This window comes from Lysinibacillus sp. FN11 (assembly GCF_024628845.1).
In the GTDB taxonomy this organism is placed as follows: Bacteria; Bacillota; Bacilli; order Bacillales_A; family Planococcaceae; genus Lysinibacillus; species Lysinibacillus capsici.
This window is the reverse complement of record NZ_CP102383.1, coordinates 1,969,970-1,987,912: the sequence shown is the minus strand read 5'-3', so window position 1 is coordinate 1,987,912 and position 17,943 is coordinate 1,969,970. Positions and strand designations below refer to the sequence as shown.

The window sequence follows — 17,943 nt, the reverse complement described above, 5'->3', positions numbered from 1 at the left end:
CCTCCTATGTCCACTCAAGTTACTGAACAATTTCTTTCAAGTATGCAAAACCGCTTTTAAAGATGTTAACTAAAAAGACACAAATCCTTTTATAAGAATTGCGCCCGATTGTAGAAGGTTGTGATTCAACTAAAGCCCTCGTTACTTCCATATAACAAATTACTAAATGTCAGTTGATAGTTTTGAGCATATTTATTCCCGCTATTTCAAATCCGAGTTCCTCATATAGTTTCCTAGCCCCTTCATTACTTCCAAAAACATGAAGTTTGAAGTAATAAATTCCTTCCTGTTCTAACCACTCCTCAATATTTTTCATCACTCTAGTCCCGAAACCTTTACCTCTGTATTCTTCAAAAATAAAAATCTCATAAAGAAATGCACTTTTCTTTTCCTTTTCAACCTTTATCCAAACAAATCCAATTAACGAATCATCTTCATATATATTATATAAATGATGATTAGAGGTTTCTATTCCTTGAGGAAGTAGATTATATAACTGTTTACGTGCTTTTGAAAGAGGATCTTCGCTACTTACCTCATGGACATATTCTGATTGAACTTTGCTATATCTCTCTACCTTATCTTCTAAATAAATTGTAAATTCTTTTTCTGACATTTTCTTTAAGACAATATCCATTTTAATCTCCTATTTTGAATGACTTGTAAAAAAATTGATACACTGAACTGTTCAGTAAATTTATGTGAACTTTCTACAAATATATCTATATTTTAACATTCATACTAATTTATTAGTGTAGTATTACTCCACAATCTGGCTCTTTACTGATAACGAGCACTGATTCTTATTACAGAATCGCGCCCGATTGCTGAATATCAAGTCGGTGATTTGTCTTTTGCTTGTTAAAGTAAGCACGCCGTTAGTTAAAGAAGATTTATAATTAAAATAAGTGTTTTTGAATAGATAAGGTGCTTTCTCCAATCAAATTCGAAGGCAGATGATCCATTTGAAAAAATGAACTATTTATAATGCTAAATTGTTACTTGTGTAGAAAACGGAAAAGGAGGTGGGAATATGGAACAAATTAGCGATGAAAGGGTCTTGTTTCAAACATATTATAAGGACGTCTTCAGAGCTTGCTATTACATGCTTCAAAATAAATACGATGCAGAGGACCTTTGTCAGGATGTATTTGCAAAAGCTTTGAGTGAAGATTTCCAATCTATACAAAATCAAAAATCTTGGTTACTTAGTATTTCTATGAATATGTCTCGAAATTATTTAAAAAAAATGAAAAGACTGCTATTAAAAGAAAATTTTGAATTCCTATCATTGAGACGAGTTGACAAATCCCAAAATATTGAGCGTACAATACAGCTCAATGAAAATAAAAGTGAGTTAGTCGACTTAATGAACAAATTGCCTGTTCGTATACGGAAGGTAATGATATTGAAATATGTGCATGACTGTAAAGATAGAGAAATCGCTGAAATTCTAAAAATCCCTGAGGGAACGGTTAAATCGAGGCTTTTTAAAGGTAAAAAATTAACGAAAGAGTTTATCCAAGTAGATGAAAATTTGTTATTTGAATGGAGGGATCATCGTGAATAATATGGACGATTTAATAAAAGAAAAAGTGAAGTACGATCAAGTAGATTATCCTAATGAGAATGAAATGTGGAGTAAAATCATCCGTAAACAACAAAATCAAAATTATAAAACTAAAAAACATAGCTATAAACCACAAGTTATATTAACCGCCATTATGTTCACAATTGTTTTATCAGCCACACCTGTATTTGCTAAATATACAACAGAAATCTTGGACTGGATGCGAAATATGAATAGAACAGGCGTTATTACTTCTTTAGAAAATGGCTTTGGACAGGAAGTCAATAAAACTGTAGAAAACGAAGCTGGCGTATTAAATATCCATAATGTAATTTCAGATCAAAATGGTACTACTATTAACTTTAGCTTAGATATTGATCATGATTATCCAATCGATGCAGCAGATTTCGAACAAGCATCACTCAAAATAAATGACGGAAAAGAAATAAAGTTGGAGGCTAACGCAGTATATAATCAGGAAACGGATCAATTAGTAGGGATTCTACATACAGATGAGGGAATCCCGCACAACAGCAATGTTACACTTCAACTTGGAGGTGTAAAGGAGACACAGTTGAAAAGTGTAGAGTTAAAAGATGTGGTTCAATCGAACGCATTCCCTGAAAAGATTACTATTAATCAAGATGGAATATCACATATAGAATTCACTTCAAATGGATATCAAAACGGGCAATATACATTGGATTATCTTATCGATCTGGAAGAGTCCAATAACATAGAAAACGCATATTTATCTTATAAAATTCAAGGTGAAAACATTGCGAGTTTTGGCGTTACTCATAAACGTCCAAAACCAAATGTCATTAAAAGTAGTGATTCACTAGAGATTCAAAAAGAAGTGGTAGAAAAATTAGGGGTATTTTTAAGTTATACTGATACAGTAAGTTATAAACCAGATACGTGGAGCCTGGATTTCCAATACAATCAGGATCTTGCTAAGAAATCTACATTTGTTATGGATATAGACGAAACAATTGAGATAGGCTCTCAGCAGCTTCGATTTAACGAGCTTGTTATTACACCGAGTGAGGTAAAGCTTTATTTTGAAGAAAAATATATAGATTCTAATTCTAATATAGCTCATTTCAACTATCGTCAGTTTAAATTACGAATTGGTGAACAGGAATTATCGGGAAATAATTTTAAAGATTATATTTCTTTTGAAACAATGGGGCTGATAAAGGATATTACGAATAAAGAAATTTCTCTTACTTTAAATGATGCGAAGATTTCTTATGAAGCTGGAAAGCAAGACAAAGTAGAGCTAAGAAATATTTCTGAAGTTCCAAAGACTATAAATGCAGAATTAAACGGGTATCCAATTGATATTACCTACTATACGAAAGGTAATGATTTAATTGTTGAATCAGAAAGTAAGAACGAGCAATTTGGAGGTATCACACAAAATGTTATTTATGAGAATGGCAAAAGAATCTTTGCTGAAACTCGTTCTAATGACGGAGTGTTAAGAACACACAAACAAGTAGAAACATTTAAAAATATAAAAGAAAAAGATATTACATTAAACTTCTTCCTTTATACTGTCAATGAGGATCGAGCTAAAACTATTGTTTTACAGTAAATCGTTTGCAGTATAACTTCTTTCAGCAAATGTTTTATGTAACGTAAGTGAAACGGCAGTGACAAATGTTTTATGTAACGTAAGTGAAACGGCAGTGACAAATGTTTTATGTAACGTAAGTGAAACGGCAGTGACAAATGTTTTATGTAACGTAAGTGAAACGGCAGTGACAAATGTTTTATATAAGTCTTTTCGTAGCGACAGTACACAACTGCTTGGTGTTTTATGGCAGATTAGGGAGATGCTCTAAGTCATCTAAAGGTAACGCTATTTTAAGGCACATGATAATAAAAGAATAATTCATTTGATTATAAAAAAAGCGTGTTTTGATTAATTCAAAATACGCTTTACTATTTCTTTGGTTGTTGTTTTCGAAAAGATTATTGCTTTTCAACGCTTAACGCATCTAAACGAACGATTTTTGTTTGCTCTGCTTGTGTTTATGTATCGTAAGCTTTGCCTCAAAAAGCTTTCCACGACCGCTAAATACAATACATCTGCATCTAATTGAGGAATTTTTCTCTTTAATTTGACTGTTCAACAAACCATCAGAATAGGTGCATTTGTTGTAATCAATATTCAGCTAGGATTAACTAAAAACGAGACAAATAAAAACACCTTTCGTTATAAAAAGGTATTGAATAATCAATGAGGATGTATCTATAGGGACAAAAGTATGTTACAAACTATATGGCCCTTTCATGGAAAAGACGCATTCTTAATTAAAGAATTGCGCCCGATTGTGGAAGAAAGAAATACTCTACAAATTAGGTTTTCTTATCTTCAGTGCCCTATTTTAAAATTGTCTCGGCTGGGGTAAATGCTTCCCATTGATTATATTTCGTTATTATTGATGAAATAAACCAATACTCTTTAAATGGTTCTAAATTCTTCTCCACGATTATAATCTTCTCTCCACCACCAAAGTCTCCATATGATGCCCATAAATCGTATTTAACGGTGTACTGCATTTTTGATTGGCTGAGCTTTTCTACTTTAGGAAAACGAAAGTTACTAACCGAAGGACTTGACTGACCTGTTATCCAGTGAGTTTGCTCGAATTTACTCCTTGACTGCTTTCGAAGCGCAGGGGACAACATCGCATATTGAACAGCACCACTTCGATTAATTACTCCTGATATCCACAATTCTACAGCTTGTTTTGGTTCGGTTACCATCAAACCAGTCATAAAAGACATTAACTAGCTTTCTAAAGGGGTGAGTGGTTTGCCTTCATTAATCTTTTCCTCAAAGGAAGGGGGAGTATCGTTCGATTTTGCATTTACTGTTCCATAATACAAACCACAAATTAGTATACTAAATAAAACCAAAAGAAAAGGTTTACTTTTATTCACTTCCGTCACCTTAAATTATATTTGGGTTTAGTATATCCAGTTCAATTACAACAATCCCCATTCAAGTAAACGGCCCTTTTCATGGTAAAGCACAATTCTTGCTTCAGAATTGCGCCCGATTTCGGTATAAAAAAATTTTATCTATTGTTGATATTACAATAGTTTTCACTTATCCATGAACGCAACTTATCTGCATAGAATGGGCGTTCATCTGGTTCAGTGTAATAACCTTTGGTTAGGTATAGGTTATCGTTTTCATATCTTGGATAGACGTGGAGATGATAATGCCACACATCTTGATTTCCAGCAGGTTCATTATGTTGTCGAGTAGAAACTCCATCACAACCATATGTATTTTTCATGGCAAACGCTGTCAATTGAGAAGCACGATGAATTTCAGCAGCTACTTCTGCTGGAAGCTCATATATATTCTCGAAGTGTTCGTTAGGAACAACGAGAACATGCCCCATGTTATTAGGCCACCACTTGCTTGCTATAAACGCTGTTACATATTTATTCTGATAAATAATGTCTCTTTGTTTAGTTCCCTTATTTGGTTTTTCTTTACCTGATACTACTCGACAAAATGGGCATTCGTACGCTTCTGGTTTATGTGAATATAATTCCATATCTCGTTATCACTCTCCTTAGTTTTGAAAACTCTGTTCCTTTTACTATCCTTTAAAACTTATAATAATCATCTCAAATATCCATTATTTCTACAATCAGTTATTCAGCAAAATAGCCCTTAAACTGAAAAAGACACATTTCTTTATTAAAGAAATGCGCCCTTTAATTGAATAACTAAACTTCATTTTGTAGCTTTTAAGTGTGTTTTTAAACTTTCATGTATGCGCGATTTATCCTCACCAACTGTATTAAGGCAGTTAAATTTTTAAATGACTCAAAGGTTTTTTCTTAACAAAATTATTTTCAATAGATTGAAGAACTTCTTCATTACCAGGTAAACTTACAATTTCTTTTGCTTTTTCAAAAGGAATCCATTGATATTCACTATGTTCGTCGTTTAAAAAGACAGATTGCTCTTCGTGAACAAAACCTACAAACACTGGTGCAATGTAAATGTAATTTTCTTGCGGAGAAAAAATTTGGTCAAATTGATTAGAAGAATACAATTCGAGTTCTGTGATACCTGTTTCTTCTGCAATTTCTCTATAAACAGCTTCTATTGCCGTTTCCCCATCTTCAATACCGCCTCCTATATCGCACCAAATATTATTTAAATTAAGAGATGTTCTTTTTAGTAGTAAAACATGATATGTGTTATTTATTTCTTTTAATAATACAGCAGCGATACCTGTGGACTTAATAGGAATAACATTCATCGTTTACACCTACTTTCATATTTTAGTTTCAAAAATTTTTATTAATTAGACATTATTAAATAAAAAAGTTCCAAAAGCGTTGTTGGGGACTTTATTTTGCTTACCGTTGTAAATCCAAATGAACAACAATCAGAGTAATTATTTTTTATTTTTTAGTTCTAAAAGTATAGGTGCTATATTTAGTAAGATAGAAACAATTGTCAGAAACCAAAACGCCTTATTCATATTAGGTATTTCCCTTAAAGCCGACCAATCTTCACCTTTTATCCAATTAGATACAAGGCTATGTTCTGCACAGAGTGTCAATGCTGTAAATGATAACCCCATTGCCATTGCCAATTTATAATCTTTACCTGTCCCATACATAAAAAGATTTATACAAGTAGCTACTATAGCAATAAGACCTAATATTAACCACATAATGACACCTCCCTTTTTCAATATAGACATAAATTGTAATTAAATTGTTCCCAAACCCTCGTTTGGTAATTTTTAATAAAAAGTTGTTATTCCACAATATGGCCCTTTTCATGAAGAAAGACGCTTTCCTAATTTCAGAAAAGTGCCCGATTGTTGAAGATCGTTTTTGAACTAAAGCACCTGGTTAGTTCAATAAGAAAAAAAGAGCTGCATACGCAACTCAATTATTTTTAACAAATTCTTAATATATATTTACCCCTAGAATATATGTCAATTCATTCATATATTTGTTATTTATAGTTTTCAAGATAGTTTCCTTTTTCAAAAATTTCTTTTGCACTTAAGGCAGTCCATTCCTCTGGAGTTTTATCAGGATTTAAGTCAAGATAGGATTTAACCATCTTGTAGCCTTCACTATAGCCGTAAGATATCGGCAACCCTTTTCCGCCATTTAAAATTTCTAAACTACGATTACTGTCATAATTTTTTAAATCAGGTTTAACTTTAGACCACAAAACCTTGTTGTAAGTCAAGTAAATCGGAGTATAGTCGTAGTCAGGATATACAGATTTTTCAAACATGACCGCTTTTCCTTCAAAAACCATATTATCCAAAACAGAAAACCTGTCCCCATTGGCATGCTTTTCCGCCCAAACACTGTGATGGTATTCGTGGGCAACGATTGACTTTAAAGCATCCCCCAAAACATTTAGATTAAGTGGGATAATAATTTTGCCCGCCCCTACTGCGAATGCCCTCCTATTATTGGTAGAGGAAGGGAATACACAAACTGCTACATCACTTTGAGAGGGTAGGAGGTCAGCTGATTTCAAAAGGGATTCTTGTATAAGTTGATTGATTTCTGCTTTACGAGTCTCCATTTTTTCACTTACCACTTCTATTTCTGTTAACCCATTAGGAATCGTATTAAGAAGGTTTTCTGCCATATGAAGGTATTCTCCATTTTCAAAACAATCTTGATATATGGGTTGAATAATCTCATTATTATACAGTTCTAAGGTTTCCGAGGTTGAAAGATTCGGATTATCTTTGACCTTTTCAATATACGGATAAAACAGTTGATTGGCATAAATGATTTTGTATTTTTGTTTGGTTTGAGGGTGCTCAAATGAGAACATCATTTCTTTGTCAAGTGTTTTTTGCTCTTTTTCTGTTTGTGTACAAGAAGCAAGGGTTAGACATGAAATTATTAGAATAAACACAACAACAATATTTAGATATTTTTTCAAAAAAACCTCCTTATGTAAAAAAGACTATTTGTAAATAATATTACCATATTTTAGTCTATTTTCGTCTATTAATTCTTGAACTAAACTGCCCCGTTAGTTTAAGTGAAAAGCTTCAAAATCTTTTACTCAATAATTCAACAATAATGTCCACTTTTATTGAAAACGTTTATCAATAATTTGGCCCTTTAATTAAAAAAAGCACTGATTCTTGTTACAGAATCGCGCCCGATTGTGGAAGATTATAAGCATAATTCTTGCTAAACTAAAGCATCCCGTTAGTTCAACAGCAAAAGTTTATTAATTCTTTATTTTCCTTTATGTAAAAACTTCAAATAAAGCAAGAAGGAAAATAACAATATTATTGCATAAAACCAAATTGAACGATACCAAGCATTCTTAAATTCCACCCAAAAACCCCTTCCACCTAGTTCTGGAGGCAAAGCTGAATAAATTGAAACTTCAATATATAGCATTAAACTGAAAAATAAGAATAAAGGAAGAAAAAATACCCACACCAAAAGATTGGATTTCATAAAAGTCCCCTTTCTATTTCACAAAACTATTAATAACAGTAGAGAATTTATAAGTTTAACGTTTGTATTTAGATGAAAGTTCCAATATAAAAAGGAGATGGTACTTCAACTAACCTGCACCATTAGTTTAAGTAATCTTCACAATCTTCGCGTCCAATAATTATTGTATTTTATTCTATTAAATGGCCCGTTTGTTGACAAAAAAATCCTGCATTTCAACACAGGATTTTTATCAAACTTAATATGAATGATCAATCTTTGTTTTTAACGATTAGTCATTTTTATAAAACTACAATATAGGGATAGTGGTTATTTTATTGTACCTAATTTTATGGACTGCTAAAATTCGCAGTTTTGGATGTTTTTTATCAATCCGTATTGCGTTATGCTAAGACCGTTCATTAATTAGCAAGGAGGGGGAGTGCTACTTCTGTTTAGTTCAGGTAGATTGACATTTTATTAGATAGCGGCAAGTAAAGCGTTACTTGGGATCAAGCAAATTGAAATTTATGGAATGACACATTACATAAAGAGGGCTAATGACAATAGGAAAACGACATTCCACAAAGGAAGGAAACAGTCCTTAAAGGACGAGAATACGTGATGAATTCCTAGTATGAAGAAGGGATTAAAATAATTTGTAGAAAGGTAGGAAAGTGTATGAACTCAACATCCGTTTCACTGAATGTGCGTGATTTCCTGTCGCCCACCATCGCTGCTTTTATATCTGTCTTAGTTAACTATGGGGGCACTTTTATCTTGGTGTTTCAGGCTGCCAAGGTTGCTGGTCTAAGTCCAGAAATGACTGCATCATGGATATGGTCGATTTCCATTGGTGTGGGGGTAACGGGTATCTGGCTAAGTTACCGATACCGTGAACCCATTATTACAGCTTGGTCAACACCAGGCGTAGCGTTTCTTGTTTCGGCTTTAGCGGTTACCCCGTATGCTGAAGCCATTGGTGCTTATATTATTTCTGCAATAGCAATTGTTTTGTTAGGTTTATCAGGCATGTTCGAACGTTTTGTCCAACTCATTCCGCCAGGCATTGCTTCAGGTTTATTGGCAGGTATTTTATTACAATTTGGTATTTCAGCCTTTGGTGGTGCGAAAGTGGAACCTTTACTTGTTATCGTCCTGTTTACTACGTATATCGTATTAAGAAGGTTTACATCTCGCTATGCGATTGTCGGTATTCTATTCATTGGCTTGATTTATTTAATAAGTATGGGGCAGGTAGATTTCAGCCATATCGAGTTGGCCTTCGCCTCTCCTGTATTTGTTGCGCCAACGTTTTCTCTACATGCATTATTGGGTGTCGCTTTGCCGCTTTTTATTATTACCTTAACAGGACAGTACATGCCAGGCATGCTAGTGTTGCGAAATGATGGATTTAAAACGAGTGCCAATCCGATTTTGATTGTAACAGGATTGGGATCACTCCTGACGGCACCCTTTGGATCACATGCTTTTAACATAGCAGCAATTACAGCAGCCATCTGTACGGGGAAGGACGCTCATGAGGATTCAAGAAAACGTTATATTGCAGGTATAGTCTGTGGCATTTTTTATATAATTGTCGGAATTTTTGGGGTAACATTGGCTGCATTGTTTTTAATTCTCCCAGCTACGTTCATTGCAACATTAGCGGGATTAGCTTTACTAGGCACAATTGGTAGTAGCCTTGCCAATGCTTTAACAAATCCTGTTGGACGCGAAACAGCACTCATTACTTTTTTGGCAACAGCCGCAAATGTTACTTTACTTGGAGTTGGCGGGGCATTTTGGGGACTTGTAGCTGGTTTGGGCGCACATTTATTAATGAATGTTCCATTGCTCAGAAAACAGCAAAGCTTAAATGAGGGACAACAAATTAGACAAAGATAATATCACTACGAAAGGTGGTTTTTAACATCGATACGACGAAATCAATAGAAGCCTTCGAAATAGCAAAAAAACTTATGCCTGGTGGGGTAAATAGCCCAGTGAGAGCATTTCAATCAGTTGGGATGGAGCCAATTTTTATGAGTCATGGGAAAGGCTCAAACATATATGATATTGATGGCAATAGCTATATAGATTATGTGCTATCTTGGGGCCCATTAATTCATGGACATGCAGATAAGGAGGTTTCAGATGCACTTCTTGAAGCCATCCAGAGGGGGACAAGTTTTGGCTTGCCAACTTTACAAGAAAATAAGCTAGCCACATTAATATCTACTCGCCTACCTTCCATAGAGAAGATTCGAATGGTTAATTCGGGTACAGAAGCAACAATGAGCGCCATTAGACTAGCTAGAGGCTTTACTGGCAAAGACATCATTGTGAAATTTGATGGAAACTATCATGGGCACAGTGATCATCTATTAGTAAAGGCAGGCTCAGGAATTGCTACATTCAGCCTTCCTGATAGTCTGGGTGTACCTTTAGAGATCACTAAGCATACAATCTCCATTCCTTATAATAATATCGAAGTCCTGAAAACGATATTTGATAAATATGGCTCACAAATTGCAGCAGTTATCGTAGAACCGTTTGCAGGCAATATGGCGGGAATACCAGCTAACCCTGAATTTCTTCAAGCAATACGTTCTTTCACTACAAAATATGGTGGCCTATTTATACTCGATGAGGTCATGACTGGTTTTCGTATAGATTACCACTCTGCTCAAGGGCTTTATAACATAAAACCAGACTTAACATGTTTAGGTAAGATCATTGGTGGTGGAATGCCTGTCGGGGCATATGGTGGAAGAAAAGAAATCATGAATCATATTGCACCTGAAGGTAGTATTTATCAGGCTGGAACCTTATCGGGTAATCCAATCGCTATGGTAGCGGGGTATACCACAATCAATAAATTAAATCATAACAGTTATTCGTATATCGAAGCGTTAGCAGATCGGCTTATACAAGGCTTATCAAAAGTAGCTCATAACTATCATATTCCACTTAAAACAACGAAAGCTGGAACAATGATTGGATACGCATTCATCGATCATCCCTTACAAAATTTTGATGATGCTCAAAAAATAGATTCTGAGATGTTTCGCCGTTTTTATAAAGAAATGCTTAAACAGGGTATACTTCTACCTCCTTCTCAATATGAAAGCATATTTATCTCGACGGCTCATTCCATACATGATATTGATAGAACGATTCATGCTGCAGATGTAGCCTTTAAAAGGATGCTATCATGTAATTAGATAATGCAAGGTATACTACAAACATCCTATATCTATAAAATGATCGATTTGATAGTATAATAATTATTGACTGTACAAAACTATTAATTTTCGCATATTTTAACAATCTCTATTCTAACTGGAGGTGAATTGAATGTTACAAGTTAACCGAGACGATAAAAATCCTATATGGCAACAGTTACTTGACCAAGCTATTCATCATATTACAACAGGCAAATGGCCACCAGGGGAGTTACTTCCTCCATCCCGAGAACTCGCCTTATTAGTAGGTGTTTCACGCTCAACCATACAAATTGTTTATGAGGAATTATTTAGTCGAGGGTATACCGTGACAAATTGGCGTGGAGGAACAAGAGTAAGTGAATGGGGATTTAAAACCAACTTGGCAGAAGAGGTGATTCCTCAAGGACCATCTACGCCAACATTACCTTTATTAAACGTGGCAGTTGATGAATTAAACAGTTGGTTTAGAGGCAAAGAAATTGGAAACGTCGCAATCGATTTTTGTCCCCATGAGCCGTATTTGGACGAGCATTTCCGAAAAACTTGGCGACAATCGTTTTTACAGGCTTCAGCAGAAACAGATCTGACCAATTGGGGCTATGGCGATGCCTACGGTTTCACACCGCTCCGTGAACAGATTCAACGTTACCTGACATTTGAAAGAGGGGTACATGTAGAGATTGACCAAATCATCTTAACCTCTGGCGCGCAGCATAGCATCGATCTGATTGCCCAAGCCCTTCTAAAGGAAGGAGAAACGGTTTCTGTTGAAGATCCTGGCTTTCCTGCAGCCTGGATTGCCATGAAATATAGGCGTATGAATGTCGTTGCTGTGCCCGTGGATGAGTATGGCGTACAAGTAGAGCAGATTGATCCACAAACCAAGCTTATTTTTGTTACACCTTCGCACCAATGTGCAGTGGGTGTCATAATGTCTGAGCCACGCAAACAACAATTGCTGCAAAAATCTGCGAAAAATCAATTTTGGATTGTAGAAGATGATTATGATGGTGAGTTTAGGTATCGAGGTGGCCCGCTTCCTACCTTGTTTAGCCAACAACCCCACAACACATTATATATGATGAGTTTTTCTAAAATGGTTGCTCCTGGCATACGAATATCGGCAGTTATCGGCCCAAAAGATGCCATTCGCCAGCTTGCACAAGTACAACAATTAACCTATCGGCATCTTCCCATTATGGAGCAATTAACGCTTGCTCATTTTATTGAGCACGGTCATTTTATGCGTCATATGAGGAGAGCCAGAAATGTCTATCGACGTAGACATGAAGCGATGACAAAGGCAATCATGGCAACAGGACTAGCCGAACGTTTCAAGCTAAGTGGCATTGAAACGGGTTTGCATATGCTTCTTGAAGCGGAAGAATCGTTTGATGAAGAAGCAATGACAAACCTCGCACTCGAAAATGGGATACGTGTTTATCCACTTAGTAAGTATTGCTTAGAAAATAATCGAAAAGGATGGGTTCTAGGCTTTGCTAAAATTGATGAGCAAGCCATTGAGGAAGGCATTTTTCGTCTTGCAAAGATCCTCTTGCAAGAAACGTAATCATTAGCCGGGCATAAAGGGAATTGGAGGTTGCGATACTATTGCCATACATTCATGAGTTTGGGATCATTGCTTGTATAGAAAAAGACAAGGAGTATGCTGCTTATGAACCTGAAAAATACAATTGCATCGGTGTAGATGGTGACCTCTTTGATGAACTGCTTTCAAAGAATTTTGGCAAAAAAATACATCAACTCGAAACTTTTGCACACAACACAAATAGGCCATTTAAAAGTCTCGCCTATTTTGGGATAACCTTGATACCACCGAGCTCTCATAAACAATTTTTAAATATGGTGAGAGAAGCCAATGTCGAATACCAATCTGCAGAACTTGAAGAACTAATCAAAAAAATAGCTGAAGCAATAAAACAAGATAAATGGATGATTCATTATGGTGTTTAATTTTGTCAATACATATGGGTAAGAGTAAGAGGCGATTGTTCAATTGGAGCAATCGCTTCTTACTATTAATGGGGAGATGTGTTGAAATGACAGTTTCCTAAAAACTTCTAAAACATTTTGAACGAAATGCAACAATGTTGAGTCTAATGAGAGAAGGAGGCGAAAAAGGATGAAATTTGAATTAGAGAAGCGTGCTATACGTGGAGATCAAGAAGCGATACTTTCACTGATTGAAATGGATGAGGATATTTTATATCGCATGGCCTTTACATATATGAAAAATGAGCAAGATGCTATGGACGTGATGCAGGAGCTTGTTTACAAGGCACTCAAAAAAATGCATACCGTTCAACAGCACGAATATGCCAGAACATGGCTTGTACGCGTCTTAATCAATTGTTGTAAAGACCATTTACGAAAACGTCCACCGACTGTTCAGATTGAGGAACACCACCTATCTGAATGGGTCATCTACTCAGATATGGAGAGATTATTGGAACATTTATCTTTATCGGAGCAGCAACTCGTCTATATGAAATATTTCCAGCAACTAAAAAACAAAGAAATTGCTGAGCTCAATCAAATTCCTGAGGGTACTGTAAAATCGAAGCTTCATCACATTTTAAAGAAGCTTAGAAGCTTTGCTAGAGAAAAGGAGGACTGGCTATGAGTAAATCATTAATTGACGTTCCAAAGGAGAAACTGCAACAAGTTCGCATGGACATGTTTCGGAAAGTTCAACGAGAAAAAAGAAGAAAGAAGCGCATTGTTTCGGTTGCATGCATCTCCATGCTTTGCCTAAGCCTTCTCTTTTCAATTCGCGTCTCGCCAACGATTGCTAGCCAAGTTGCCAAAATACCTGGCTTTCAAGCAATTGTATCAGCGATTGCAATAGATAAAGGAATAAAAGATATTGTAGATCATGAATACTATGAAGAAATCAATGTGACGCAATCTAGAAAAGGTCTAGCCCTTACATTGCAGGGCGTGATTGCCGATAATTCGGGATTTGTACTGTTCTATGACGCTGATGCCTCATTTGATATTTCAAAATTAAACTTAGAAGAAGTTCAATTGTTTCAAGGAGATGAGGAGATTGAATGCGGCTGTACGTTTACTAGAAATGCAAGCAATCAAACATACATCTCTTCCTCAGTGGAATATAATTTTTTAGAGCCTATCGCCTATATTTCAAAGGATTTTAAAGCAGTTTTTCACTTTCATGATGAAGAGAAGGGGAACATTGAAATTACTTTACCGTTTTCACTGAAAGATGAGGTCGCAAAGGAGAAAATTTTTACTGCGAATCGTACGATCGATGTCAATGGGCAGAGGTTTACGATTACACAAATTCGCCGTTCGCCATTAAAAGTGGCACTCGATATTGAGGTAGCCAAAGATAATACAATGCAACTATTAGCGCTGGATGATGTTGCCGTCATGACAGAAAGCGGTGAGCGCAGAGATAGTATTAGAAATGGCATTTCAACAGGTGGAGATATTCGCGATGGCAAATTTACACTCTATTTGCAAAGTAATTATTTCGATGATCCAGCGTCATTGACGGTTATGATTGGCGCAGTTCAAGCTGTGCCAAAGGGTGAGGATTTTATCGAAGTTGATTTTGGCACAAAAGAGATACTCACGAAGCCTACTTATTTTAAGGGGGACATTTCAATAGTGCAGCAAAGTGTAGCGGTTAAGATGAATAAAAATAATGAAGGCAAATTATTAATGCTCTCTGACGCCATAAAAGAAGATGGCACGCCATTAGAATTCAAAAGTTTGACTATTTCACGAGACGAGCAGTATGTAGTGGAGACATCACAATTTGAAGAATATAATGGAAAAGCTAAGCTATATTTAAACTATTACCCTCATCCGATTGGGGAAAATATTGAAGTAAATATTCCATTGCAATAAATGCAGCAGCTGTTCAAAAAGACGAACCTTTTTGAATAGCTGCTTTGCTATTTTCCGGAATTAGTTACATAGCTAGCTCTTTTTTCTTTTTGAACTTACAATGTAGGGTAGTTGTAGAGCGATGATGGTATAATTTAAGTTAAACTTACTTTAAACGGAGGTGTAAAATGGACTCTTTAGAATTAAACAAATCAAAATATATGGTCTCTAATATCAAAGACATTTTGCATAATAAGCTTATTCTTGCAAAACCGTTGACTAAAGATGATCTCAAAAAAATAAACATAGTTAATCCCCCTGTACACGATAAAGAGAAGTATCTTATTCAGGAACAGTGGTTATACAGGATGAATATTGGGGAATGGGAGGATGTGGAGATTATTGTCCAAGGAAATAATGAAAATCCTGAGGTAGGGATCATCGAATTAGCAGAAAGAATTTTCGATGAACTCCATTTACATATAAGCTGCGCATTGGAGTATTTACATAAGTTTTTTCCTAATCAAGAAATAAACAGCTATTATTTATCTACAATAAGCTTTGGAAATATGGCTAACTTTGATAGTTATATATTTTCAGGCTTTAGTTTAGCTTTTATTTATGAGGGTCACTTTGAATTTCAGTATAAAGTGAAATTTAAAGAAAATGGTTGGCCTATTGGTTTTGAGGGTGGGCCACTTTAATTTAATAGGAAGGAATGCTATCCCATGACAAAATCGTTTTGAAAAGAGGGCGTTGAATGGAAGGTTTTTTCTTTATACTGATAGGCTTTTTGATTGTTGTTGCAAATGTGATTGGGTTTGTATTCTACAAAAAAAGAAAAATCTATATAATGCGGCTTTCATCATTTTACTACTGGCAGGTGTATTTGGTGGGTTAGGAAGCGTATTGGCACTTTTAATTATACGTGACCCCTTTGCATTATTCTATGGATTAAACATTGCCTACTATCTACTCATTAATAGTTTGATTGTATTTATTCTGGCGATTTTAGTTACGATCATTCAAAAATTTACTAGAAGTAGAATCATGTGACTAACGATCGTGGTGCGTGAGCATTGAGTTGTTTATGAACGAACTACTATAAAAAACGTTAGGTGGGAAGCTATGCATAATTTGTCGGGAAAGGTTATTCTTATCACAGGTGCTAGCTCTGGGATTGGCTTTGCCACGGCTGAACTAGTGGCAAAATACGGGGCTAAAGTAATTATCAATTATCATACAAATGTGGAAGGTGCCAACGAAGCTGTCCAACGAATTCAAGAACAAGGTGGAGATGCCATTGCCATTCAAGCGAATATTGTGAATAAAGAAGACGTGAACGCAATGGTTGCGCAAGCTATTTCTTCATTCGGCACAATTGATGTTTTAGTGAATAACGCTGGAGGCGGCATCCGTCAAAGTACATTTATGGAGATGAGTGAAGAGCTCTGGGAAGAAACATTCAAGCTAAATGTCAATAGTGTGCTCTTATGCTCTCAAGCTGTATTAAGACATATGATTCCGAAGAAATGTGGAAAAATTATTAATGTCTCTTCTGCAGCTGCACGTATTGGTGGAGCAGGGGAAAGTATTCATTATGCATCTGCTAAGGGAGCTGTCAATACAATGACGATTGGTATGTCCAGAGAATTAATTGACTATGGAATTATCGTGAACGGGGTAGCGCCTGGAATGGTAGAGACACCCTTTCACGATAAATTTGCTCCTGGCGACAATCGGCTTGAACGGATGGCTTCCGCTGTACCAATTAAAAGAGCTGCAGCGCCTATAGAGATAGCAGAAGTAATTGCCTTCCTTTCTGCCGATGCCACAAATTACATCCTTGGAGAAATTATACATGTGAGTGGCGGTAGATAAATAAAAAAATAGGCAAATTATTATTGTTCTCGTCTATTATACTAACAGTCGTAAATTTCGGATTCTAAACAAGCTCCACATTAGATGTCCTTAAATTTTGGGGCAAAAAAGGTAGGATTTGTTTGGTTATTTTATTAAATCCGACACTACTTGAACAATTAAGAACAAAAAAACGATTGGTAAAATAATTTGAATCCATTTTGTTTGGATATACGGAATGATCTTTAAACCTAAGAAAGAGCCAGCAATAGAGCCAAGTGACACAGGGATAGCAATTTCCCAATTAACAATGCCAGTAAAGTAATAAAAGAGAAAAGCACCTGTACAGCTTGATAACGAGAGCATTCTTGTTAACTCGACTGCTTTTAAATAATGGTATTGTTTTTTCAAGAAATAGGTTATATTCATTAGTGCTGAACCTGGTCCAAAACCTCCGTCATATATGGAAATTGCAAATGGAATGAGCTTGTTCAAAGGTTGTTCCTCTGTTTCTTTTACATCTTTGACAATCCATTTACTACTGCAAAGGACAAATAGAAATGCGAAAATTAAGCTTATACAAGCGACGACATTCATGATTTGTTCCGATAAGAGGATTGCTAATAATGCACCAAATACTCCTCCTATACTAGAAACAATCATGAAAGAAAAATATTTTTTTACAGATAGACGCCCTTTTATGACAAACGAAACAACATTTGATAGGGCTGATAAACCTGTAGCAAATTTATTAACAGCAACCGTTGTATGAATCGGAATGCCGATGAGTAATAATGCAGGCATCAAAATAAAGCCTGCTGCACCAAATAAAACGCCTATTATGGCTGCGAGTAAACCAATTGTAAATAAAATAACTCCTTTTACTGTTAACCATTCCTGTAGTAAAATTTCCATTCAATC

The 17,943-nt window shown here is 35.5% G+C and carries 17 protein-coding genes; 10 read left to right on the top strand and 7 right to left on the bottom strand.

Features of this window, described 5'->3' with window-relative positions:
- Positions 1–169 precede the first annotated feature (169 nt).
- Positions 170–637, bottom strand: coding sequence for a GNAT family N-acetyltransferase (locus NP781_RS10635; RefSeq protein WP_221683340.1), 468 nt, complete (start codon positions 635–637; stop codon positions 170–172).
- 396 nt (positions 638–1,033) lie between these two features.
- On the opposite strand from NP781_RS10635, the gene NP781_RS10630 reads away from it, so the two are divergent.
- Positions 1,034–1,570 (top strand): RNA polymerase sigma factor, encoded by a 537-nt coding sequence (locus NP781_RS10630; protein ID WP_257522236.1) that lies wholly within the window; start codon positions 1,034–1,036, stop codon positions 1,568–1,570.
- A 1-nt stretch (position 1,571) separates the two neighbouring features.
- On the top strand, positions 1,572–3,173 hold the full coding sequence (locus tag NP781_RS10625) for a DUF4179 domain-containing protein (RefSeq protein WP_257522525.1): 1,602 nt from the start codon (positions 1,572–1,574) through the stop codon (positions 3,171–3,173).
- Positions 3,174–3,964: 791 nt separating this feature from the next.
- Here NP781_RS10625 and NP781_RS10620 read toward each other — a convergent pair.
- The 5 genes from NP781_RS10620 to NP781_RS10600 form a co-directional block, all read right to left on the bottom strand.
- Complete coding sequence (locus NP781_RS10620; RefSeq protein ID WP_221683337.1) at positions 3,965–4,372, bottom strand: hypothetical protein; 408 nt, start codon at positions 4,370–4,372, stop codon at positions 3,965–3,967.
- Between the two features lie 293 nt (positions 4,373–4,665).
- Complete coding sequence (locus NP781_RS10615) at positions 4,666–5,157, bottom strand: HIT family protein (RefSeq protein WP_257522235.1); 492 nt, start codon at positions 5,155–5,157, stop codon at positions 4,666–4,668.
- 258 nt (positions 5,158–5,415) lie between these two features.
- The gene (locus tag NP781_RS10610; protein WP_257522234.1) at positions 5,416–5,874 is read right to left on the bottom strand and encodes an NUDIX hydrolase; all 459 of its coding nucleotides are present in this window, start codon (positions 5,872–5,874) and stop codon (positions 5,416–5,418) included.
- A 138-nt stretch (positions 5,875–6,012) separates the two neighbouring features.
- Positions 6,013–6,294, bottom strand: a complete 282-nt coding sequence (locus tag NP781_RS10605; protein ID WP_221683334.1) for a hypothetical protein — start codon at positions 6,292–6,294, stop codon at positions 6,013–6,015.
- A 290-nt stretch (positions 6,295–6,584) separates the two neighbouring features.
- Positions 6,585–7,544: a DUF2268 domain-containing protein gene (locus NP781_RS10600; protein WP_257522233.1), complete on the bottom strand. Its 960-nt coding sequence runs from the start codon at positions 7,542–7,544 to the stop codon at positions 6,585–6,587.
- A 1,193-nt stretch (positions 7,545–8,737) separates the two neighbouring features.
- On the opposite strand from NP781_RS10600, the gene NP781_RS10595 reads away from it, so the two are divergent.
- From NP781_RS10595 to NP781_RS10560, 8 genes are all read left to right on the top strand, one after another.
- The gene (locus NP781_RS10595; RefSeq protein ID WP_257522232.1) at positions 8,738–9,964 is read left to right on the top strand and encodes a benzoate/H(+) symporter BenE family transporter; all 1,227 of its coding nucleotides are present in this window, start codon (positions 8,738–8,740) and stop codon (positions 9,962–9,964) included.
- Positions 9,965–9,990: 26 nt separating this feature from the next.
- Positions 9,991–11,283: a glutamate-1-semialdehyde 2,1-aminomutase gene (hemL, locus tag NP781_RS10590; protein WP_257522524.1), complete on the top strand. Its 1,293-nt coding sequence runs from the start codon at positions 9,991–9,993 to the stop codon at positions 11,281–11,283.
- Positions 11,284–11,416: 133 nt separating this feature from the next.
- Positions 11,417–12,856, top strand: coding sequence for a MocR-like pyridoxine biosynthesis transcription factor PdxR (locus NP781_RS10585; protein WP_257522231.1), 1,440 nt, complete (start codon positions 11,417–11,419; stop codon positions 12,854–12,856).
- 41 nt (positions 12,857–12,897) lie between these two features.
- A complete protein-coding gene (locus tag NP781_RS10580; protein WP_257522230.1) occupies positions 12,898–13,260 on the top strand; it encodes a hypothetical protein in 363 nt (120 codons plus the stop codon).
- A 169-nt stretch (positions 13,261–13,429) separates the two neighbouring features.
- Complete coding sequence (locus NP781_RS10575) at positions 13,430–13,930, top strand: sigma-70 family RNA polymerase sigma factor (protein ID WP_257522229.1); 501 nt, start codon at positions 13,430–13,432, stop codon at positions 13,928–13,930.
- A complete protein-coding gene (locus tag NP781_RS10570) occupies positions 13,927–15,183 on the top strand; it encodes a DUF4179 domain-containing protein (protein WP_257522228.1) in 1,257 nt (418 codons plus the stop codon). Before NP781_RS10575 ends, NP781_RS10570 begins: the two co-directional genes overlap by 4 nt.
- Positions 15,184–15,350: 167 nt before the next feature.
- Complete coding sequence (locus NP781_RS10565; RefSeq protein ID WP_221683327.1) at positions 15,351–15,866, top strand: hypothetical protein; 516 nt, start codon at positions 15,351–15,353, stop codon at positions 15,864–15,866.
- Positions 15,867–16,290: 424 nt separating this feature from the next.
- Positions 16,291–17,043, top strand: coding sequence for an SDR family NAD(P)-dependent oxidoreductase (locus NP781_RS10560; RefSeq protein ID WP_257522227.1), 753 nt, complete (start codon positions 16,291–16,293; stop codon positions 17,041–17,043).
- Positions 17,044–17,169: 126 nt separating this feature from the next.
- On the opposite strand, the gene NP781_RS10555 is transcribed toward NP781_RS10560, so the two are convergent.
- Positions 17,170–17,937 carry a sulfite exporter TauE/SafE family protein gene (locus NP781_RS10555; RefSeq protein ID WP_257522226.1) on the bottom strand — a complete coding sequence of 256 codons (768 nt, stop codon included), beginning with the start codon at positions 17,935–17,937 and terminating at the stop codon, positions 17,170–17,172.
- Positions 17,938–17,943: the final 6 nt, after the last annotated feature.